We start from the raw sequence: 19,933 nt of genomic DNA, 5'->3' as shown, positions 1-19,933 counted from the left end.
CCCCAAGGCAGGTCCGGCCGCTCGTCGTTCTCCTGTTAGGAGACGCCTACTTCACGGGCTCCGGTTCCGGTGCGCCCTCGGGCTCCGTCTCCGGCGCGGGGTCGGACGGCGGCGTCTTGACCGAGTCGAGCAGCAGCTGGGCCACGTCGACGACCTGGAGGGACTCCTTGGCCTTGCCGTCGTTCTTCTTGCCGTTGACCGAGTCGGTGAGCATGACCAGGCAGAACGGGCAGGCGGTGGAGACGATGTCCGGGTTGAGGGACAGGGCCTCGTCGACGCGCTCGGTGTTGATGCGCTTGCCGATCCGCTCCTCCATCCACATCCGCGCGCCGCCGGCGCCGCAGCAGAAGCCGCGCTCCTTGTGGCGGTGCATCTCCTGCTGGCGCAGGCCCGGGACGGCCGACATGATCTCGCGCGGGGGCGTGTAGACCTTGTTGTGGCGGCCCAGGTAGCACGGGTCGTGGTAGGTGATCAGGCCGTCGACCGGCGTGACCGGGACGAGCTTGCCCTCGTCGATCAGGTGCTGCAGCAGCTGCGTGTGGTGGATGACCTCGAACTCGCCGCCGAGCTGCGGATACTCGTTCGCGATCGTGTTGAAGCAGTGCGGGCAGGTGGCGACGATCTTCTTGGACGACTTCGGCTTCTTCGTCTCCGGGTCGTCGTCGTCCTCGCCGAACGCCATGTTCAGCATCGCGACGTTCTCCTGGCCGAGCTGCTGGAACAGCGGCTCGTTGCCCAGGCGGCGGGGCGAGTCACCGGTGCACTTCTCCTCGCCGCCCATGATCGCGAACTTGACGCCCGCCATGTGCAGCAGCTCCGCGAAGGCCTTGGTGGTCTTCTTGGCGCGGTCCTCGAGGGCGCCGGCGCAGCCGACCCAGTACAGGTAGTCGACCTCGGTGAGGTCCTCGACGTCCTTGCCGACGATCGGGACCTCGAAGTCGACCTCCTTGGTCCACTCCACGCGCTGCTTCTTGGCCAGCCCCCAGGGGTTGCCCTTCTTCTCCAGGTTCTTGAGCATCGTGCCCGCCTCGGACGGGAACGAGGACTCGATCATGACCTGGTAGCGGCGCATGTCGACGATGTGGTCGATGTGCTCGATGTCGACCGGGCACTGCTCGACGCAGGCGCCGCAGGTGGTGCAGGACCACAGGACGTCCGGGTCGATGACGCCGTTCTCCTCGAGGGTCCCGATCAGGGGGCGCTCGGCCTCGGCCAGGGCGGCCGCGGGGACGTCCTTCAGCTGCTCGGCGGAGGCCTTCTCCTCGCCCTCCATGGTCTTGCCGCCGCCGGCCAGCAGGTACGGGGCCTTGGCGTGCGCGTGGTCGCGCAGCGACATGATCAGGAGCTTCGGGGACAGCGGCTTGCCGGTGTTCCAGGCGGGGCACTGCGACTGGCAGCGGCCGCACTCGGTGCAGGTGGAGAAGTCGAGGATGCCCTTCCAGGAGAACTGCTCGACCTGGGAGACGCCGAACACGTCGTCCTCGCCCGGGTCCTCCCAGTCGATCTCCTTGCCGCCGGACGTCATCGGCTTCAGCTCGCCGAGGGCGGACTCGCCGGTCGCGTTGCGCTTGAACCAGATGTTCGGGAAGGCGAGGAAGCGGTGCCAGGCCACACCCATGTTGGTGTTGAGCGAGACCGTGATCATCCAGATCATGGTCGTGCTTAGCTTGATCATCGCGAACAGGTAGACCAGGTTCTGGAGAACGCCGAGGCTCAGGCCCTTGAGGGCCAGGACCAGCGGGTACGAAGCGAAGTACGCGGCCTCGTAGCCCTCCACGTGGTGGATCGCGCCTTCCAGGCCCCGCAGCACGTAGATCGCCAGGCCGATGATGAGGATGACGTACTCGACGAAGTACGCCTGTCCCATCTTCGAGCCCGCGAACCGGGACTTACGGCCGGGGCCCGAGGGCAGGTTCAGCAGGCGGATGACCATCAGCGTGGCGATGCCGAGGACGGTCATCGACCCGATGAACTCGATGTAGAGCTCGTACGGCAGGAAGCCGCCGATCACCGGCAGCGTCCAGTCGGCCTGGAAGAGCTGGCCGTAGGCGGTGATGATCGTCGGCGGCAGCGTCAGGAAGCCGATCGCGACGAACCAGTGGGCGATGCCGACGATGCCCCATCGGTTCATCCGCGTATGACCGAGGAACTCCCTGACCAGGGTCACGCTGCGCTGGTAGGGGTTGTCGGTCCGGGTGCCGGCGGGCACCGGCTGCCCCAGCTTGAAGTAGCGCACGAACTGGCCGATGGCGCGGGCGAGCAGCGCAACGCCCACCACGGTCAGGGTCAGCGACACGATGATCGCGGCGAGTTGCATGGAGGCTCCTCGGGCCTGCGAGGGTGGAGGACTAGGTACTACTAAGCGGTAACTTATTCAGCCCGAGCTGAGACTACCCACTTATTCCGCCGCACTGTAGCCACGCAGGCGGTGATCTGTGTCGCTCAGGCAACCCTGACCGGGGTCACCGGGGCGGCATGGGCGACGCGTCGTCCGGCGACTGCCACGGGCACTGTGCGGGCCAGGATCACCAGGTCGATTCCCAGCCAGTGCTGCTCCACATAATGCAGGTCCAGCACGGTCATTTCCTCCCAGGGCAGCTCCGAGCGCCCGCCGACCTGCCACAGGCCCGTCATTCCGGGCCGTACGTGGAGCCGGACGCCCTCCGGCCCGCGCCCGTCGCGAACGGCGTCCGGGGCCAGTGGGAGCGGCCCGACCAGGGACATCTCGCCGCGGACCACATTGAGCAGCTGGGGGAGCCGGTCCGTGAAGTGGCGGCGCAGCGCCCGGCCCACCGTCGTGACGCGGCCCGCGTACCTGGTCCGGAACGTGAACATGGTGAAAGGGCGGCCGCCGAGGCCCACCCTTTGGTGGCGCTCCAGTACGGGGCCGGCCGTGGTCAGCGCCACGGCGGCCGAGGCCGCCAGCAGGACCGGGGACAGCACCAGCAGCAGGAGCAGGGCGCCCGTCAGATCGACGGCTCGCTTTGCCGGCATGGGGAGCGCCCTTCTCGTCCGTGGCCGGCGGTCGTTTCCTGACGGGGCTCTTGGCCGCATTGACAGTTCTTGACCGCTTTTTTCGGATATGACTCTTCCAGATGCGCGTCCGCCCGCAGGGCGCGCCACGCGCACGGTCAAGAACTGCACGTAAGGGCGGGATAAAACTTGAGCCGCCTCGACTCAGGTTGGTTGACTCGATCCAACGGGTGAGGCATCCTTGAGCCAGTTCCACTCAAGTCAGTTGTTGGAGGAATCGAAATGGCACGTGCGGTCGGCATCGACCTGGGCACGACTAACTCCGTCGTCAGCGTTCTGGAGGGCGGCGAGCCCACCGTCATCACCAACGCCGAGGGTGCCAGGACCACGCCGTCCGTCGTCGCCTTCGCGAAGAACGGTGAGGTGCTGGTCGGCGAGGTGGCCAAGCGTCAGGCGGTCACCAACGTCGATCGGACCATTCGGTCCGTCAAGCGCCACATGGGCACGGACTGGAAGATCGAGCTCGACGGGAAGAACTTCAACCCGCAGCAGATGAGCGCGTTCATCCTGCAGAAGCTGAAGCGGGACGCGGAGTCCTACCTGGGCGAGAAGGTCACCGACGCGGTGATCACCGTCCCCGCGTACTTCAACGACTCCGAGCGCCAGGCGACCAAGGAGGCCGGTGAGATCGCGGGCCTCAACGTCCTGCGCATCGTCAACGAGCCCACCGCGGCGGCCCTGGCCTACGGCCTGGACAAGGACGACCAGACGATCCTCGTCTTCGACCTCGGTGGCGGCACCTTCGACGTCTCGCTGCTCGAGATCGGCGACGGCGTCGTCGAGGTGAAGGCCACCAACGGCGACAACCACCTCGGTGGTGACGACTGGGACCAGCGCGTCGTCGACTACTTGGTGAAGCAGTTCGCCAACGGGCACGGCGTCGACCTGTCCAAGGACAAGATGGCTCTCCAGCGTCTCCGCGAAGCCGCGGAGAAGGCCAAGATCGAGCTGTCGTCCTCGACCGAGACGTCGATCAACCTGCCCTACATCACGGCCTCCGCCGAGGGCCCGCTGCACCTGGACGAGAAGCTCACGCGCGCCCAGTTCCAGCAGCTGACGTCCGACCTGCTCGAGCGCTGCAAGACCCCGTTCCACAACGTCATCAAGGACGCCGGCATCGCGCTGTCCGAGATCGACCACGTGGTCCTGGTCGGCGGCTCGACCCGTATGCCCGCCGTCGCCGAGCTCGTCAAGGAGCTCACCGGCGGCAAGGACGCCAACAAGGGTGTGAACCCGGACGAGGTCGTCGCCATCGGCGCCTCGCTCCAGGCCGGTGTCCTCAAGGGTGAGGTCAAGGACGTCCTGCTCCTCGACGTGACCCCGCTGTCCCTCGGTATCGAGACCAAGGGCGGCATCATGACCAAGCTCATCGAGCGCAACACCACGATCCCGACCAAGCGGTCCGAGATCTTCACGACGGCCGAGGACAACCAGCCGTCCGTGCAGATCCAGGTCTACCAGGGCGAGCGCGAGATCGCGGCGTACAACAAGAAGCTCGGGATGTTCGAGCTGACCGGTCTGCCGCCGGCCCCGCGCGGGGTGCCGCAGATCGAGGTCTCCTTCGACATCGACGCCAACGGCATCATGCACGTGACCGCGAAGGACCTCGGCACGGGCAAGGAGCAGAAGATGACCGTCACCGGCGGCTCCTCGCTGCCGAAGGACGAGGTCGACCGCATGCGCCAGGAGGCCGAGCAGTACGCGGACGAGGACCACCGTCGCCGCGAGGCCGCCGAGAGCCGTAACCAGGGCGAGCAGCTCGTCTACCAGACCGAGAAGTTCCTCAAGGACAACGAGGACAAGGTCCCCGGCGAGGTGAAGACCGAGGTCGAGACGGCCCTCACCGAGCTGAAGGAGAAGCTCAAGGGCGAGGACACGGCCGAGATCCGCACCGCCACGGAGAAGGTCGCCGCGGTCAGCCAGAAGCTCGGCCAGGCCATGTACGCCAACGCCGCGCCCGAGGGAGCGGCCGCGGGTGCCGGCGCCGAGGGCCAGGCCGGTCCCGGTCAGGCCGACGACGACGTCGTCGACGCCGAGATCGTCGACGAGGACAAGCCGAAGAAGGACGGTGCCGCGTGACCGAGGAGACCCCGGGCTTCGAGGAGAAGCCCGACGTCCCCTCCGGCGCCACACCTGACGACGCCGCCGAGTCCGCCGAGACCTCCTCCGAGCAGGAGGGCCCGGCGGCCCCGGCAGGGGACGCAGCAAAGATCGCCGGCCTGACGGCGCAGCTGGACCAGACGCGTACCGCCCTCAACGAGCGGACCGCCGACCTCCAGCGGCTCCAGGCCGAGTACCAGAACTACCGCCGGCGCGTGGAGCGCGACAGGGTCACGGTCAAGGAGATCGCCACGGCGACGCTGCTGACCGAGCTCCTGCCCGTGCTCGACGACATCGGCCGTGCCCGGGAGCACGGGGAACTGGTGGGCGGGTTCAAGTCGGTGGCCGAGTCTCTCGAGACGGCCGCCGCCAAGATGGGCCTGCAGCAGTTCGGCAAGGAGGGCGAGCCCTTCGACCCGACCATCCACGAGGCCCTGATGCACTCGTACGCACCGGATGTCACGGAGACGACGTGCGTCGCCGTGCTCCAGCCGGGGTACCGCATCGGCGAGCGCACGATCCGCCCCGCGCGGGTCGCGGTGGCCGAGCCCCAGCCGGGCGCGGCCCCCGCGGCACAGAAGGAAGAGAAGTCGGCCGACGAGGAGAGCGGTGGCCCCGAGGAGGGCTGACGCAGGAAACGTCCGGAAGGAGGGACGTCGATGAGCACGAAGGACTTCGTCGAGAAGGACTACTACAAGGTTCTCGGCGTCCCCAAGGACGCCACAGAGGCCGAGATCAAGAAGGCGTACCGGAAGCTCGCCCGCGAGTTCCACCCGGACGCCAACAAGGGTGACGCGAAGGCCGAGGAGCGCTTCAAGGAGATCTCCGAGGCCAACGACATCCTCGGCGACCCGAAACGGCGCAAGGAGTACGACGACGCCCGCGCCCTGTTCGGCAACGGCGGCTTCCGCGCTCCGGGCGCCGGCGGTCCCGGCGGCACCTTCAACTTCGACCTGGGCGACCTCTTCGGAGGCGCCCCGGGCGGCGGCCAGGCCGGCGGCTTCGGCGGCGGCCTGGGGGACGTGTTCGGCGGCCTGTTCAACCGCGGCGCCGGCCCGGGCACGCGCACCCAGCCGCGCCGCGGCCAGGACATCGAGTCCGAGGTGACGCTCAGCTTCACCGAGGCGGTGGACGGGGCCACGGTCCCGCTGCGGATGTCCAGTTCGGCCGCGTGCAAGGCCTGCTCCGGCACCGGTGACAAGAACGGCACGCCCCGGGTGTGCCCGACCTGCGTCGGTACCGGCCAGGTCTCCCGCGGCGGCAGCGGTTCCTTCTCGCTGACGGACCCGTGCGTGGACTGCAAGGGCCGCGGGCTCATCGCCCAGGACCCGTGCGACGTCTGCAAGGGCAGCGGACGGGCCCGCTCTTCGCGCACCATGCAGGTCCGCATCCCCGCCGGGGTCTCCGACGGGCAGCGGATCCGGTTGCGCGGCAAGGGCGCTCCCGGCGAGCGCGGCGGCCCGGCCGGCGACCTGTACGTCGTCGTACACGTCGACGCGCACCCGGTCTTCGGCCGCAAGGGCGACAACCTCACCGTCACGGTGCCGGTCTCCTTCACGGAGGCTGCGCTCGGCGGCGAGATCAGGGTCCCCACGCTCGGCGGCCCGCCGGTCACGCTGAAGCTGCCCGCCGGCACGCCCGCCGGGCGCACCATGCGGGCCCGCGGCAAGGGCGCCGTCCGCAAGGACGGCACCCGCGGCGACCTGCTGGTGACCGTCGAGGTGGCCGTGCCCGGCGAGCTCGGCGACAAGGCCAGGGAAGCGCTGGAGGCCTACCGCGAAGCCACCGCGGACGAGGATCCGCGGGCGGAGTTGTTCCAGGCCGCGAAGGGAGCTTGATATGGACCGGTCGGGGCGCAGTCGCAACCCGTACGAACTGACCGACGAGTCGCCGGTGTACGTCATCTCGGTCGCCGCGCAGCTGTCGGGCCTGCATCCGCAGACCCTGCGGCAGTACGACCGGCTGGGTCTCGTCTCGCCCGACCGCACGGCCGGCCGCGGCAGGCGTTACTCGGCCCGCGACATCGAACTGCTCCGTACGGTGCAGCAGTTGTCGCAGGACGAGGGCATCAACCTGGCCGGCATCAAGCGGATCATCGAACTGGAGAACCAGGTCGCGGCTCTGCAGCAGCGGGTCGCGGAGCTCTCGTCGGCCCTCGACGGCGCGGCGGCGGCCATGCAGCAGCGCGAGGCGCAGGTGCATGCTTCCTACCGGCGCGATCTCGTGCCGTACCAGGACGTCCAGCAGGCGAGCGCGCTGGTCGTCTGGCGGCCCAAGCGGCCGGAGTAGTCGCAGGACCCCGCGTCGGGGCGGCCCAGGCCGTCCCGGACGCCCGAAGGGCCGGGAGGCACTGCCTCCCGGCCCTTCACGTCTGTCCGGCCGGAGTCAGCGGCTCTCGTCCAGGATTCCCGACTGGGCGATCAGATAGCCGAGTTGGGCGCGGCTGCCGCTGCCGAGCGTGGCGTTCAGTTTGGCGATGTGGGCACGGCAGGTGCGCACGTTCATCCCGAGGCGGCGGGCGATGGAGTCGTCGACGTGTCCTTCGACGAGCAGTTTGGCGATGGAGCGCTGCACGCTGGTGATGCCGTCCAGCTCGGGCGCGTACGACAGTTGCTCCTCCCACGGTGTGGCGTGGAGCCAGAACTGCTCGAAGACGCCCACGAGGTAGCGCACGAGTCCTTCGTGGCGCAGTTCCAGGGCGACCTGCCGGTCGCTGCGGGCGGGTACGAAGGCCACCTTGCGGTCGACGATGATCAGGCGGTCGATGATCTCCTCGAGCGTGCGGACCTCCACGCCGTAGGGACTGACCCGTTCGACATAGGCCAGTGTCGAGGGGTGGTGGCGGGCCGTGTGCTGGTACAGCGTGCGCATCTTCACGCCGTTCTTCAGCAGCGGCTCCGCCCGGCGCAGACCGTGCTCCAGGGTGTCCGGACGCCGTCCGCTGCCGGGTTGCACGGTCAGGAGTTCCTCGGCGCACTCGGCGGTGACCCGGTCCAGCGCCGCGTTGATGAGGCTCAGGCCCTCCAGCACGGTGATGGCGTGCCTGGTCGACAGGTCCTGGGCGGTCAGGGTCATGAACGGCTCGAACGTGCCGACGATGGACAGGGCGAGCTGCCGGCGCTCCTGGATCTCCCTTTCGATGGGGTGAATCAGCTGGTTGAGTGCGAGTGACGGCGGGACCGGGCGCAGCCAGCCGGCGTCATCGGGATCGGGGCGCAGCAGGGCGAGATCCAGCAGGCAGGGTGCGCTCCCGGCCTCTGACCGGGAAACCTGGCCGGTACGCAATGCCGTTGCGTAGAGATTCTTCCCTGCTTCGCATAGTTCGCCTGCACTGTGGCTATGCCCGACATTGTCCTTGTTCGACGCCATTTGACACCCCCTCAGGGTCCTGAATTACAGGAACATGATGCCTGTGGTCGCTGGTGGAAGCATTCGGTGTGAGACATCGTCTTAGACGCGGGGGGAGGGTATTGGACAGAATGGGGTGGAGATCCTCCATGAACAGGACGCTTCGCATACTTGGCGCACTTGCTGTTGCCGCAGCCGCGTTCAGTGTTCTAGGGACGAGCGGTGAGCCGACGTGGGAATCAGAGCCGGCGCACACGGTGATCGCCGGTGAGCCGACCTGGGAGTCGGAGTCTGCGGGTGCGGTGATCGCGGGCGCCGACGAACTCACGTGGGAGATCGCTCCCGTGGACGCGGGCGCGGGCGCATGACCATCCCGCCGGATGATCGCGTGTTCCGGCGGGAGATGGCGACGGCTTACAGGTCCGGGTGGCATTTCATCGACCTCGTCACGGCGATTCCGCACCGTGGCGACTCGTTGATGGTCACCCTGTTCGGTGAGCCGATCGTCGTCGCGCGCGAGGAGGACGAGGATGTCCGTGCCTACCGCTGTCTTCGCCGGCCCCGAGGGGCTCCTCAGCCCGTCCGCTGTGCCATCCGGTACGGCATGATTTTTGTCAATCTCGACCAGCGTGACCACCAGCTGGCCGAGCCGGACACAACCGCCACCCCCCGCAGTGCCTGAGCGATTCCCCCGTCGTTTCAAATCGCTCAGGTGCTTCCCCCACACAGCGGCGCCATCGTGGACCTGAAACACGATGGCGCCGTTGTGCTGCCCGGAAACATGTCCGGAGCCCGGCCCGGTTATGCCCGGCCCATCGCGCGGGTGAGCGCGATCTCGATGACCACCCGGTCCGGACTGGGGGCCGGGGTGCGTCCGTACCGCTCCGCGTAACGGCTCACCGCGTCCGCCACGACCTCCGCCTCCGTGCGGATCGTCGCGATGCCCTCCAGCGTCGCCCAGCGGCCTCTGTCCACCTGGCAGACCGCGACCCGTGCCCCTTCCGGGCCGGCGGCCAGCACGTTCGCGACCTTGCGGCTGTGCTTGTTGGTGATCACCCGGGCGAAACCGCCCTCGGGGTCGTAGGTGACTCCCACCGCGACGACGTGCGGAGTGCCGTCGGGCCGGGGGGTCGTCAGTGTGCACATGTGGTGATCACGCCAGAAGCTGAGGTAGGACGCGCCGGGGTTGCGAGGATCGATGGCCATGGGCGGAACCTACCTCCGGGCCCTGCCGGACAGTACCCTGAGTGGAATAGACTCAACTTTATACAGGTTGCTTGGGTCATAATTGAGGTAACCGCTCCATCGGCAAGGAGGAGATGCGCACGTGGACGCCGAGCTGACCAACAAGAGCCGGGACGCGATCAACGCCGCCACCAGCAGGGCGGTGTCCGGCGGACACCCGGACCTCACCCCGGCGCATCTGCTTCTGGCGCTGCTGGAGGGCGCGGAGAACGAGAACATCACCGATCTGCTGGCCGCCGTCGACGCGGACCAGGCCGCCGTACGCTCCGGGGCCGAGCGCATCCTCGCGTCGCTGCCGAGCGTGACCGGCTCCACGGTCGCCCCGCCCCAGCCCAACCGCGAACTGCTGGCCGTCATCGCCGACGCCTCACAGCGCGCCAAGGAACTCGGCGACGAGTACCTGTCCACCGAGCACCTGCTCATCGGCATCGCGGCGAAGGGCGGCGCGGCCGGGGAGGTGCTGGACCGGCAGGGCGCCGGCGCCAAGCAACTGCTGGACGCTTTCGAGAAGACAAGGGGAGGGCGCCGGGTGACCACACCCGACCCTGAGGGTCAGTACAAGGCGCTGGAGAAGTTCGGCACGGACTTCACCGCGGCGGCCCGCGAGGGCAAGCTCGACCCGGTCATCGGCCGGGACCAGGAGATCCGCCGCGTCGTGCAGGTCCTGTCGCGGCGCACGAAGAACAACCCGGTGCTCATCGGCGAGCCCGGCGTCGGCAAGACCGCCGTCGTCGAGGGCCTCGCCCAGCGCATCGTCAAGGGCGACGTGCCCGAGTCGCTGCGCAACAAGCGGCTGGTCGCGCTCGACCTCGGCGCGATGGTGGCGGGCGCCAAGTACCGCGGTGAGTTCGAGGAGCGGCTGAAGACCGTGCTGTCCGAGATCAAGGAGAGCAACGGCCAGATCATCACCTTCATCGACGAGCTGCACACGGTCGTCGGCGCGGGCGCCGGCGGCGACTCCGCCATGGACGCGGGCAACATGCTCAAGCCGATGCTGGCCCGCGGCGAGCTGCGGATGGTCGGCGCGACGACGCTCGACGAGTACCGCGAGCGGATCGAGAAGGACCCGGCGCTCGAGCGCCGCTTCCAGCAGGTGCTGGTCGCCGAGCCGTCGGTCGAGGACACGATCGCGATCCTGCGCGGGCTCAAGGGCCGCTACGAGGCCCACCACAAGGTGCAGATCAACGACAGCGCGCTCGTCGCCGCCGCCACCCTCTCCGACCGGTACATCACCTCTCGGTTCCTGCCGGACAAGGCCATCGACCTCGTCGACGAGTCCGCGTCGCGGCTGCGCATGGAGATCGACTCCTCGCCCGTCGAGATCGACGAACTCCAGCGCGCCGTCGACCGGCTGCGGATGGAGGAGCTGGCGCTCAAGAACGAGTCCGACCCCGCCTCCAAGCAGCGCCTGGAGAAGCTGCGCAGGGACCTGGCCGACCGGGAGGAGGAGCTGCGCGGACTCACCGCCCGCTGGGAGAAGGAGAAGCAGGGCCTCAACCGCGTCGGTGAGCTGAAGGAACGCCTCGACGACCTGCGCGGACAGGCCGAACGCGCCCAGCGCGACGGCGACTTCGACACCGCCTCCAAGCTGCTCTACGGGGAGATCCCGGGTCTGGAGCGCGAGTTGGAGGAGGCGGCGCAGGCCGAGGCCGAGCAGGCATCCAAGGACACGATGGTCAAGGAGGAGGTCGGCCCGGACGACATCGCCGACGTCGTCGGTTCCTGGACCGGCATCCCGGCCGGGCGGCTCCTCGAGGGCGAGACGCAGAAGCTGCTGCGCATGGAGCAGGAGCTGGGCCGCCGGCTGATCGGCCAGTCCGAGGCCGTGCAGGCCGTCTCCGACGCGGTGCGCCGGACACGGGCGGGCATCGCCGACCCCGACCGGCCCACCGGCTCCTTCCTGTTCCTCGGCCCGACCGGTGTCGGCAAGACGGAACTGGCGAAGGCGCTCGCGGACTTCCTCTTCGACGACGAGCGGGCGATGGTCCGCATCGACATGTCCGAGTACGGCGAGAAGCACAGCGTGGCCCGCCTGGTCGGCGCGCCTCCCGGCTACGTCGGTTACGAGGAGGGCGGCCAGCTCACCGAGGCCGTGCGCCGGCGCCCGTACAGCGTGGTGCTGCTGGACGAGGTGGAGAAGGCCCACCCCGAGGTCTTCGACATCCTGCTCCAGGTGCTCGACGACGGGCGGCTCACCGACGGCCAGGGCCGGACGGTGGACTTCCGCAACACCATCCTGATCCTGACCTCCAACCTCGGGTCGCAGTACCTGATGGAGCCCACGACCAGCGAGGAGCAGAAGAAGCAGCAGGTGCTGGAGGTCGTGCGGGCCTCCTTCAAGCCGGAGTTCCTCAACCGGCTCGACGACCTGGTGGTCTTCTCCGCCCTGTCCAAGGCGGAGCTGGAGCGCATCGCCGAGCTCCAGATCGGACGGCTGGCCAAGCGGATGGCGGACCGCCGGCTGACGCTGGAGGTCACCCCCGAGGCGCTGGCCTGGCTCGCGGAGGAGGGCAACGACCCGGCGTACGGCGCGCGTCCGCTGCGGCGGCTGATCCAGACGGCGATCGGTGACCGGCTCGCGAAGGAGATCCTCGCGGGCGAGGTCAACGACGGCGACACCGTGCGGGTGGACCGTTTCGAGGACGGCCTGATCGTGGGCGCGGCGACCTGACACCGCGCGGCACGGCCGTCCCGGCGAGCGGGGCACGAGGGTGGTGGCCCGTCCTCGTGCCCCGTTCGTGTCCGCCGCCTGTTCACCCGGACAGCGGCGGGCGGGGCACCCGAGCGGGAGATCTTGTCAGCCCGCAGCGGATCGCGGGCGGCGGGGCTTGCCAGCCCCCGCCGGGGATGGGGGAGGATGGCGGCATCCGTACGAAGGGAAATACACGGTGACCATCGACCCGTCCTCGATTCCGAATTTCGGGGGCCAGCCCAAGCCTCAGGCCGCAGGACCGGCGGGCCCCGTCGTTCCCGACCAGGACCTGGTGAAGCAGCTCCTCGACCAGATGGAGCTGAAGTACGTCGTCGACGACGAGGGCGACCTCGCGGCGCCGTGGGAGGACTTCCGCACGTACTTCATGTTCCGCGGTGAGGACGAGCAGCAGGTCTTCTCGGTGCGGACCTTCTACGACCGCCCGCACGCGGTCACCGAGAAGGCCAAGATCCTCGACGCCATCGACGACTGGAACCGCCGCACCCTGTGGCCGAAGGTCTACACGCACCTCCACGAGGAGGAGGGCGCCGAGCTTCCGACGATCCGCCTCATCGGTGAGGCGCAGATGCTCATCGGCACCGGCGTGAGCCTCGAGCACTTCGTCTCGTCCACGGTCAGCTGGGTGCGCGCCTCGATCGAGTTCGACAAGTGGCTCGCGGAGCAGTTCGGTCTGGCCGTCCCCGAGGAGGAGAAGCCGGCCGACGACGCCTGACGCGTCACGCACACATGAGGCCCGGCAGGTCCGCGATCCCTGTGATCGCAGGCCCGCCGGGCCTGCCGCTTTCTCAACGCGCCAGGGACTTCAGCCGGGCGACGGCCTCCTCGAGGACGTCGACCCGCTTGCAGAACGCGAACCGGACGAACGGCGCGCCTTCGTCACGGTGGTCGTAGAAGACCGCGTTCGGGATCGCCACCACCCCGCAGCGCTCAGGCAGCGCACGGCAGAAGGCGAAGCCGTCCTCCTCGCCGAGCGGCCGGATGTCGGTGGTGACGAAGTACGTGCCGGCAGGGCGGTGCACCGCGAACCCGGCCGCGGACAGGCCCTCGCTCAGCAGGTCGCGCTTGGCGCGCAGATCGTCGCGGAGGCCGTCGAAGTACGCGTCCGGGAGGCGGAGCGCCTCGGCGACCGCGTACTGGAACGGGCCCGCCGAGACGTACGTCAGGAACTGCTTCGCCGAGCGGACCGCCGTGACCAGCTCGGGGGAGGCGGTGACCCAGCCGACCTTCCACCCGGTGAACGAGAACGTCTTGCCGGCGCTGGAGATCGTGACGGTGCGTTCGCGCATCCCCGGGAACGACGCCAGCGGTACATGCTCGCCGTCGAAGGCCAGATGCTCGTAGACCTCGTCGGTGACCACGAGCAGGTCCCGCTCGACAGCGAGCTCGGCGATCGCCGCCAGCTCGGCGCGGGTCAGGACCGTGCCGGTGGGGTTGTGCGGTGTGTTGATCAGGAGCAGACGGGTTCGGTCGGTGACCGCGTCACGCAGCTCGTCCAGGTCGAGGCGGAATGCGAGCTCGTGCGGGCGCAGCGTCACGGGCACGCGTACGCCGCCCGCCATGGCGATGCTCGCCGCGTACGAGTCGTAGTACGGCTCCAGCGCGATCACCTCGTCGCCCGGTTCCACCAGCGCGAGCAGAGCGGCGGCGATCGCCTCCGTGGCGCCCGCCGTGACCAGGACCTCCGTGTCCGGGTCGTGGGCGAGGCCGTGGAAGCGCCGCTGGTGCTCCGCGATCGCGGTGCGCAGCTCAGGGACGCCCGGACCGGGCGGGTACTGGTTGCCGCGGCCGTCGCGCAGGGCGCGCACCGCCGCCTCCCTGATCTCCTCGGGGCCGTCGGTGTCGGGGAAGCCCTGACCGAGATTGATCGAGCCGGTGCGCAGGGCCAGCGCCGACATCTCCGCGAAGATCGTGGTGCCGAACTCCGCCAGCCTGCGGTTGAGCAGCGGCCGGGGGCCCTCTGCGCCTGCTGTCCTGTGCGTCGTCATGGCGCTCATCCTGCGCGGAACCTCTGGAGTTGCTCAAGTCTGCTTTGGCTCCGAGTGGCCGAGGGCATCCCTTTGCCACGCAGGTAAGCGTCCCGCGGGTGCGGGTGAAGCGGTCACGCAGTGTCGCGGGGGTCCTGCTTCGGGGGAACGAGAAGGACGGGGAGAATCATGATGTTTCTCGGGATCGCACTGTTCGCTCTGGTGGTCGTTCTCGCTGTGGTGGCGGTGTCCGGCGCGAGCCGCACGAGTCGCCGTCGCCGCGGCGGCGGCAGCGGGGCCGCGAGCGGCGGTGGAGCGTGGTGGGGCGGCGGAGACGGCGGAGGCTCCGGCTCGTCGTGCGGCAGCAGCAGCTCGTCATGCGGCAGCAGCTCGTCGTCGTGCGGCGGGGGCGGGGGCGGATGCGGCGGAGGCAGCTGACACGGGGCAGCTGGTCCGCGACGGTGAAGGTGCCCGGCGGGTGAGTGGCGAAGGCCAACTCCCGCCGGGTGCCTTCCTGTTGGCAGAAAGTCCGGCGGACATGTTGACTTCGCCCGGTCGCTCTCCGTTGAACAGTTGAACCTATGGGCCCCCGAGGGGATGGAAACCGCGCCAAGTTGGGTAAAAACGCTGTGGGCGACGTCCATTTCGTGATTTTCTCACTGTCGGAACCTGTTGGATCCATTCAGCCCTCGGACCTCACGTGGACCGAAGCAGGCCACCCCCCACACGTCTTGCGCACCCTTCCGGAGTGCCAGGTCCACGCGTCCACCCGCCGAAGCGCGCTTGCGGAGCCGACCCATGCTCACGACCATCGATACCGCCTATACCGACACCCGTGCCGACGACCTCGCCTGGGCGCTCGGCCGGGAGCCGCTCCCTGCCCTGGCCGTCCTCGACCTCGAACTGTCCGGTTCCAAGCTTCAGTTGAGGCTGCTGGGTGCCTCCCACCAGGTGCTTCTCGAGGAGGAGCGGGGCACCTGTTCGGAGACCGTCGCCTGCATCCCCGGCAGCAGCACACCGTTGCCCCTCGGGGTGGCGAAGCGGCTCGGCGACTGGGAGTACGAGTTCGCGGCACGTGTCGAGACGCTCTCCCAGCGCTCGTTCGCGGGCCGGGCCCAGGAGTTGCTGGCCCTCGTCGCGGACCACCCCCACGGTCTCGCCGGCACGTTCCCCGGTTCCCCGCACGCGTTCACCGCGATGGTGGCGCAGAGCGGCGAGGGGCAGGCGCGATGGCGCACCTGGCACGCGTACCCGCAGGAGGGCCGGCTCGTCGTCACGCGTACGCGCGTCGGCTTCTCGGCCCGCGGGTCGCAGAGCGTGCGGATGCGCCACCCCGACCGCCACCCCGAGCCTTCCGGGCTGTAGTCGACACCTGTGGGTGACAGCCCGTATGACGCCTGTGACGTAGCGTGTCGAGGATGATCGACCGGCCGCAGACCTCACCGCCCCAGGGCATGGTGCTGCTGCCCGTGCGCCCCGAGTCCGGCCGCCATCTCGTGCTCGCCGCGGTCTTCGTCTGCGCGGCCTGCGGCCTGGTCTACGAGCTGGAACTCGTCGCGCTGGCCACGTATCTGGTCGGGGACTCGGTCACCCAGGCGTCCGTGATCCTGTCGGTGATGGTGTTCGCGATGGGCATCGGATCGCTCCTCGCCAAGCGGATGCGCTGCCGGGCCGCCGTGGGCTTCGGCCTGCTGGAGGCGGCACTGGCGCTGGTCGGCGGCAGTTCGGCCATGGTGCTCTACGCGTCCTTCGCCTGGTTCGGCGGATCCGGGGTGCCGCTGGTGGTCTTCAGCCTGACCATCGGCGTCCTGATCGGCGCGGAGATACCGCTGCTGATGTCGCTGATCCAGCGCATCTCCCGGAGGGACGCGGAAGGCACCGTCGCCGATCTGTTCGCCGCGGACTACGTGGGGGCGCTCGTCGGCGGGCTGGCGTTCCCCTTCCTGCTGCTGCCGTGGTTCGGTGAACTCACCGGGGCACTGGTGACGGGTGCGGTCAACGCCCTGGCCGGCGGGGCGGTGGTGCTGTGGCTGTTCCGCCGCGACCTCACACCGCGCTGGCGGACCAGGCTGCTCACCGTCAACGTCCTCGTACTGGTGGTGCTGGCGGGCGCCACCCTGATGGTCGACGACTTCGAGCGGGCGGCCCGCCGGGCGGTCTACGGCTCCGATGTGCGGGTCGCCGTGCGCACAGGTGTCCAGGAGGTGGTGGTCACCGGCGGGCCCTCACGGCCGCCGGACCTCTTCCTGGACGGACGCCTGAAGGTGCGGGGCCAGGACGAGCACCGCTACCACGAAGCGCTCGTCCACCCCGCCATGCGAGGTCCGCACGAACGGGTGCTGATCCTCGGCGGCGGCGACGGTCTGGCAGCACGCGAGGTACTGCGGTACGCCGATGTCCGGGCGTTGACCGTCGTCGAGCGCGACCCCGGAGTGGTTGAGCTGGCCCGCAGCGATCCGGCGCTCACCGATCTGAACGACCACGCGTACGACGACCCGCGGACCCGGGTCGTCACGGCGGACGCCTTCTCCTGGCTGCGTGAGCACGAGGGCACGTACGACGTGATCGTCTCCGACCTGCCCGACCCGGGTATCACCGCGAGCACCAAGCTCTACTCGCTGGAGTTCTACGGGCTGGCCCGGCGGGTCCTGGCGGACGGCGGGCGGCTCGTGGTCCACGCAGGGCCGACAGCGCGGCCCCGTACGTACTGGACGGTCGACACGACGCTGCGGGCCGCCGGCTTCGGCACCACGGCGTACCGGGTCAGCGGGAGGGGGACCGGTGCGGCGGGCGGCCCGGCGCGGTTCAGGGCGGGTGAGGACGCGGCCACCGACTGGGGACTGCTGATCGCGGCCGAGGGCGGCGCACCCGGGCTCGCGATCGGCACGGACGCGCCGCGGCTGCGCTCGGAGGTCGAGGACACGCTCACGCAGGACACGTTCGCGGCGGAGCGGACCCGGCTGACGGGTCTGCTGCCCTCGACGCTGGTCCAGCCGCGCTACACCCGCTGACCGCCATGGCCATGGCGGTCCGGGCACGGGCACGGCGGACACGGGCCGGGAAAGACGCGGACGTGGCGGGCGCGCGCCGGAAAGGCAGACGGGGCGGGCCGTGCTGAGTAGGCTCGGCTTCCATGGAGCATGAGGTGTTCGTTCCGGTACCGGCTGAGACCCTCCGACGTGCGCTGCGGGACCCCGCCAGGGTCGCCCGCTGCGTCCCTGGGCTCCAGCAGGACGCAGACGAGTCGGCGGGCCCCCTGTCGGGGCGGCTCAAGGTCAGAGTCGCCGGCCACACCATCACCTACCGCGGCGCTCTGCACATCACGGAGCAGGACGACGAGCGGGGCGGTGTCTTCGCCGTCGAGGGCGAGGGCGCCGAGGCACGCGGCGCCGGCTCGGTGAAGCTGACGCTGACGATCCGCCCCGCGCAGACCGACGGCGGCACGACGCTGACGTTCAGCGGCTCCGCGCGTGCCGAGGGCCGGCTGGCCGACCTCGCGGCCGGTGCGAAGGTGTCGGCGGCCCACCGGCTGCTCGACCGTTTCGCGGAAGCGCTGGCCGCGGCCGCCTTCGAGGACACGCAGCCGGAGGAGCGCGCCGACGGTGACGGTGCCGCTCCGGCCCCGGAACCGCAGGAAGCGGCCGGTGAGCCTTCGGCCGCCGCGGGCGACGCCCAGGACGCGACAGCAGCCGGGTCGGACGACGCGTCCGACCCCGTCGGCTCGGTCTTCGACGCACCCGTACCTCCGCCGTCGCTCGGCGCCGACGCCGAGGACGAGTTCGAGGACCTCGACGATGTCGACGGCGCGGACGACCTGGACGGTGTGGACGACCTCGACGGTATCGAGGACCTCGACGACCTGTCCGACCTGCCGGACGCGGTGCCCGCCGAGGCCGCCCACGCACGGCGCACCATGATCGGCCGCAGCGCCGAGGAGGTCGACCACGCCCCACCGCGCGGCCGCTACGCGCCCACCCCGGCTCCCGACGCCTCTTCCACGGGGGCGACCCTGCGGTGGCTGGCCCCCGCCGCGGCCCTGGCACTGGCGTCTGCGGTCGTGGTCGGCAGGGCGCTGCGCCGCCGTAGGTGACACGCCGTAATGTCGGGGTGTGAGTAGCGAACAGAGCATCCGGCTGGCCGCCGGTGACGTCGAGTTGACCGTGCATCCGGATAACGGCTGCCGCATCGGAAGCCTGCGCATCGGCGGCACCGAAGTGCTGCGGCAGGGCGAGCGCTACGGGTCGTTCCCGATGGTGCCGTGGTGCGGACGCACGCGGGACGGGCAGTTCAGCAACGGCGGAGTACCGCATCAACTGCCGCTCAACGCCCCGCCGCACGCCATTCACGGCACCGGCCGGGACACCGTCTGGCGTACCGCGCGGGCCGGTGAAAGCGAGGCCGCCTTCACCTACGACCTCACCGACCCGTGGCCGTACACAGGGCGCGTCACCCAGACGTTCGAGCTGGCGGACGACTCCGTCACCCTCAGGATGGGCGTGGAGACGTACGGGACGTCGTTCCCCGCGCAGGCGGGCTGGCACCCCTGGTTCCTGCGCGACCTGGGAGACGGGGGCGAGGACGTCCGGATCGACTTCACGCCCGAGTGGCAGGAGGAGCGCGGGGAGGACCATCTGCCGACCGGCAAGCGCATCACGCCTCTCCCCGGCCCGTGGGACGACTGCTTCGGTATGCCCGACGGGGTCGACGTCACGCTGACCTGGCCGGGTCGGCTGGAGCTGATCGTCCGCAGCCCTGCGGAGTGGGTCGTGATCTACGACGAGCAGGCCGAGGCGGTCTGTGTCGAGCCGCAGTCCGGCCCGCCGAACGGTCTCAACACCCATCCGCAGCTCGTCACCCCGATCGAGCCGCTGGAGATCGCGACGACCTGGAGCTGGCGGCGGCTCTGAGCAGGGGGACCGACGCCCTTAAGCTGAGCCCCATGACTGACGTGCGTGCTGAGCTGCTCCAGCAGATCAAGGACAAGGCCGTGGTGCACGGCAAGGTGACCCTCTCCTCGGGCATCGAGGCCGACTGGTACATCGATCTGCGCCGGATCACGCTGGACGGCGAGGCCGCGCCGATGGTCGGTCAGGTGATGCTCGACGCCACCGCCGACCTGGACTACGACTGCGTGGGCGGTCTGACGCTGGGCGCCGACCCGGTGGCGACGTCGATGTTGCACGCCTCCGCCGCGCGCGGTAAGCGGCTTGACGCGTTCGTCGTCCGGAAGGCGGGCAAGGCGCACGGCATGCAGCGCCGGATCGAGGGCACGGACGTGAAGGGCCGGCGCTGCCTGGTCGTGGAGGACGTGTCGACCACCGGCGGCTCCCCGCTGACCGCCGTGGAGGCGGTCAGGGAGGCCGGCGGCGAGGTCGTCGCGGTGGCCGTGATCGTGGAGCGCGGCGCGGCCCCCAAGATCGCGGAGGCGGGTCTCAAGTACGTCAACGCTTATTCGCTCGACGAACTCGGTCTCGCCTGATCATGGCTTGAGCTGCGGGGATTCGAAGGGGCGTGCTGTTTCACGTGAAAC

General features: G+C 69.7%; 18 protein-coding genes. 13 read left to right on the top strand and 5 right to left on the bottom strand.

Annotated elements, in window-relative coordinates; translation table 11 throughout:
• Positions 1-46 precede the first annotated feature (46 nt).
• Together ACWGH4_RS12405 and ACWGH4_RS12400 are read right to left on the bottom strand one after the other, a co-directional pair.
• On the bottom strand, positions 47-2,317 hold the full coding sequence (locus tag ACWGH4_RS12405; protein WP_453459124.1) for a (Fe-S)-binding protein: 2,271 nt from the start codon (positions 2,315-2,317) through the stop codon (positions 47-49).
• A 125-nt stretch (positions 2,318-2,442) separates the two neighbouring features.
• Positions 2,443-2,994, bottom strand: a complete 552-nt coding sequence (locus tag ACWGH4_RS12400; RefSeq protein WP_453459121.1) for a sugar transferase — start codon at positions 2,992-2,994, stop codon at positions 2,443-2,445.
• Between the two features lie 261 nt (positions 2,995-3,255).
• Here ACWGH4_RS12400 and dnaK point away from each other — a divergent pair, with 261 nt between their 5' ends.
• From dnaK to ACWGH4_RS12380, 4 genes are read left to right on the top strand one after another with little or no spacing between them, the layout of a single operon-like run.
• Positions 3,256-5,112, top strand: a complete 1,857-nt coding sequence (gene dnaK / locus ACWGH4_RS12395) for a molecular chaperone DnaK (RefSeq protein ID WP_159689471.1) — start codon at positions 3,256-3,258, stop codon at positions 5,110-5,112.
• Positions 5,109-5,762, top strand: a complete 654-nt coding sequence (grpE, locus tag ACWGH4_RS12390; protein ID WP_189470828.1) for a nucleotide exchange factor GrpE — start codon at positions 5,109-5,111, stop codon at positions 5,760-5,762. The genes dnaK and grpE overlap by 4 nt, the downstream gene beginning before the upstream one ends.
• A gap of 30 nt (positions 5,763-5,792) precedes the next feature.
• A complete protein-coding gene (gene dnaJ / locus ACWGH4_RS12385) occupies positions 5,793-6,971 on the top strand; it encodes a molecular chaperone DnaJ (RefSeq protein ID WP_307707494.1) in 1,179 nt (392 codons plus the stop codon).
• 1 nt (position 6,972) lies between these two features.
• Complete coding sequence (locus ACWGH4_RS12380; protein ID WP_005314561.1) at positions 6,973-7,422, top strand: heat shock protein transcriptional repressor HspR; 450 nt, start codon at positions 6,973-6,975, stop codon at positions 7,420-7,422.
• A 96-nt stretch (positions 7,423-7,518) separates the two neighbouring features.
• On the opposite strand, the gene ACWGH4_RS12375 is transcribed toward ACWGH4_RS12380, so the two are convergent.
• The gene (locus ACWGH4_RS12375) at positions 7,519-8,502 is read right to left on the bottom strand and encodes a helix-turn-helix transcriptional regulator (protein ID WP_453459117.1); all 984 of its coding nucleotides are present in this window, start codon (positions 8,500-8,502) and stop codon (positions 7,519-7,521) included.
• A gap of 128 nt (positions 8,503-8,630) precedes the next feature.
• Here ACWGH4_RS12375 and ACWGH4_RS12370 point away from each other — a divergent pair, with 128 nt between their 5' ends.
• Both ACWGH4_RS12370 and ACWGH4_RS12365 read left to right on the top strand, forming a co-directional pair.
• Positions 8,631-8,849, top strand: coding sequence for a hypothetical protein (locus tag ACWGH4_RS12370; protein ID WP_453459114.1), 219 nt, complete (start codon positions 8,631-8,633; stop codon positions 8,847-8,849).
• Positions 8,846-9,163, top strand: coding sequence for a Rieske (2Fe-2S) protein (locus tag ACWGH4_RS12365; RefSeq protein WP_100108277.1), 318 nt, complete (start codon positions 8,846-8,848; stop codon positions 9,161-9,163). The genes ACWGH4_RS12370 and ACWGH4_RS12365 overlap by 4 nt, the downstream gene beginning before the upstream one ends.
• Before the next feature lie 119 nt (positions 9,164-9,282).
• Here ACWGH4_RS12365 and ACWGH4_RS12360 read toward each other — a convergent pair whose 3' ends face one another.
• Entirely contained in the window at positions 9,283-9,687 is a 405-nt protein-coding gene (locus tag ACWGH4_RS12360) for a pyridoxamine 5'-phosphate oxidase family protein (RefSeq protein ID WP_453459112.1), read from the bottom strand.
• 121 nt (positions 9,688-9,808) lie between these two features.
• On the opposite strand from ACWGH4_RS12360, the gene clpB reads away from it, so the two are divergent.
• The gene (clpB, locus tag ACWGH4_RS12355; protein ID WP_453459109.1) at positions 9,809-12,397 is read left to right on the top strand and encodes an ATP-dependent chaperone ClpB; all 2,589 of its coding nucleotides are present in this window, start codon (positions 9,809-9,811) and stop codon (positions 12,395-12,397) included.
• Between the two features lie 217 nt (positions 12,398-12,614).
• On the top strand, positions 12,615-13,151 hold the full coding sequence (locus tag ACWGH4_RS12350; protein WP_005314553.1) for a type III secretion system chaperone family protein: 537 nt from the start codon (positions 12,615-12,617) through the stop codon (positions 13,149-13,151).
• A gap of 73 nt (positions 13,152-13,224) precedes the next feature.
• Here ACWGH4_RS12350 and ACWGH4_RS12345 read toward each other — a convergent pair whose 3' ends face one another.
• Entirely contained in the window at positions 13,225-14,424 is a 1,200-nt protein-coding gene (locus ACWGH4_RS12345; RefSeq protein WP_453459105.1) for a pyridoxal phosphate-dependent aminotransferase, read from the bottom strand.
• Between the two features lie 777 nt (positions 14,425-15,201).
• On the opposite strand from ACWGH4_RS12345, the gene ACWGH4_RS12340 reads away from it, so the two are divergent.
• From ACWGH4_RS12340 to pyrE, 5 genes are all read left to right on the top strand, one after another.
• Positions 15,202-15,768, top strand: coding sequence for a DUF2617 family protein (locus ACWGH4_RS12340; RefSeq protein WP_441263500.1), 567 nt, complete (start codon positions 15,202-15,204; stop codon positions 15,766-15,768).
• Positions 15,769-15,821: 53 nt separating this feature from the next.
• Positions 15,822-17,414, top strand: a complete 1,593-nt coding sequence (locus tag ACWGH4_RS12335) for a polyamine aminopropyltransferase (protein ID WP_453459103.1) — start codon at positions 15,822-15,824, stop codon at positions 17,412-17,414.
• 122 nt (positions 17,415-17,536) lie between these two features.
• Entirely contained in the window at positions 17,537-18,493 is a 957-nt protein-coding gene (locus ACWGH4_RS12330; protein ID WP_453459100.1) for a CoxG family protein, read from the top strand.
• Between the two features lie 19 nt (positions 18,494-18,512).
• Positions 18,513-19,310, top strand: a complete 798-nt coding sequence (locus ACWGH4_RS12325; RefSeq protein WP_441263503.1) for an aldose epimerase family protein — start codon at positions 18,513-18,515, stop codon at positions 19,308-19,310.
• A gap of 32 nt (positions 19,311-19,342) precedes the next feature.
• Positions 19,343-19,882: an orotate phosphoribosyltransferase gene (pyrE, locus tag ACWGH4_RS12320; protein ID WP_441263504.1), complete on the top strand. Its 540-nt coding sequence runs from the start codon at positions 19,343-19,345 to the stop codon at positions 19,880-19,882.
• The last annotated feature ends 51 nt before the right edge of the window (positions 19,883-19,933 follow it).

Source organism: Streptomyces sp. NPDC054847, from assembly GCF_053610925.1.
This window is presented reverse-complemented; position numbering and strand designations above follow the sequence as displayed.

Excerpts from the sequence above, each read along its gene's own strand:
- ACWGH4_RS12405 (WP_453459124.1), bottom strand. The coding sequence starts at position 2,317 with ATGCAACTCGCCGCGATCATCGTGTCGCTGACCCTGACCGTGGTGGGC.
- ACWGH4_RS12400 (WP_453459121.1), bottom strand. The coding sequence starts at position 2,994 with ATGCCGGCAAAGCGAGCCGTCGATCTGACGGGCGCCCTGCTCCTGCTG.
- dnaK (WP_159689471.1), top strand. The coding sequence starts at position 3,256 with ATGGCACGTGCGGTCGGCATCGACCTGGGCACGACTAACTCCGTCGTC.
- dnaJ (WP_307707494.1), top strand. The coding sequence starts at position 5,793 with ATGAGCACGAAGGACTTCGTCGAGAAGGACTACTACAAGGTTCTCGGC.
- ACWGH4_RS12380 (WP_005314561.1), top strand. The coding sequence starts at position 6,973 with ATGGACCGGTCGGGGCGCAGTCGCAACCCGTACGAACTGACCGACGAG.
- ACWGH4_RS12375 (WP_453459117.1), bottom strand. The coding sequence starts at position 8,502 with ATGGCGTCGAACAAGGACAATGTCGGGCATAGCCACAGTGCAGGCGAA.
- ACWGH4_RS12370 (WP_453459114.1), top strand. The coding sequence starts at position 8,631 with ATGAACAGGACGCTTCGCATACTTGGCGCACTTGCTGTTGCCGCAGCC.
- ACWGH4_RS12365 (WP_100108277.1), top strand. The coding sequence starts at position 8,846 with ATGACCATCCCGCCGGATGATCGCGTGTTCCGGCGGGAGATGGCGACG.
- ACWGH4_RS12360 (WP_453459112.1), bottom strand. The coding sequence starts at position 9,687 with ATGGCCATCGATCCTCGCAACCCCGGCGCGTCCTACCTCAGCTTCTGG.
- ACWGH4_RS12345 (WP_453459105.1), bottom strand. The coding sequence starts at position 14,424 with ATGACGACGCACAGGACAGCAGGCGCAGAGGGCCCCCGGCCGCTGCTC.
- ACWGH4_RS12340 (WP_441263500.1), top strand. The coding sequence starts at position 15,202 with ATGCTCACGACCATCGATACCGCCTATACCGACACCCGTGCCGACGAC.
- ACWGH4_RS12335 (WP_453459103.1), top strand. The coding sequence starts at position 15,822 with ATGATCGACCGGCCGCAGACCTCACCGCCCCAGGGCATGGTGCTGCTG.
- ACWGH4_RS12330 (WP_453459100.1), top strand. The coding sequence starts at position 17,537 with ATGGAGCATGAGGTGTTCGTTCCGGTACCGGCTGAGACCCTCCGACGT.
- pyrE (WP_441263504.1), top strand. The coding sequence starts at position 19,343 with ATGACTGACGTGCGTGCTGAGCTGCTCCAGCAGATCAAGGACAAGGCC.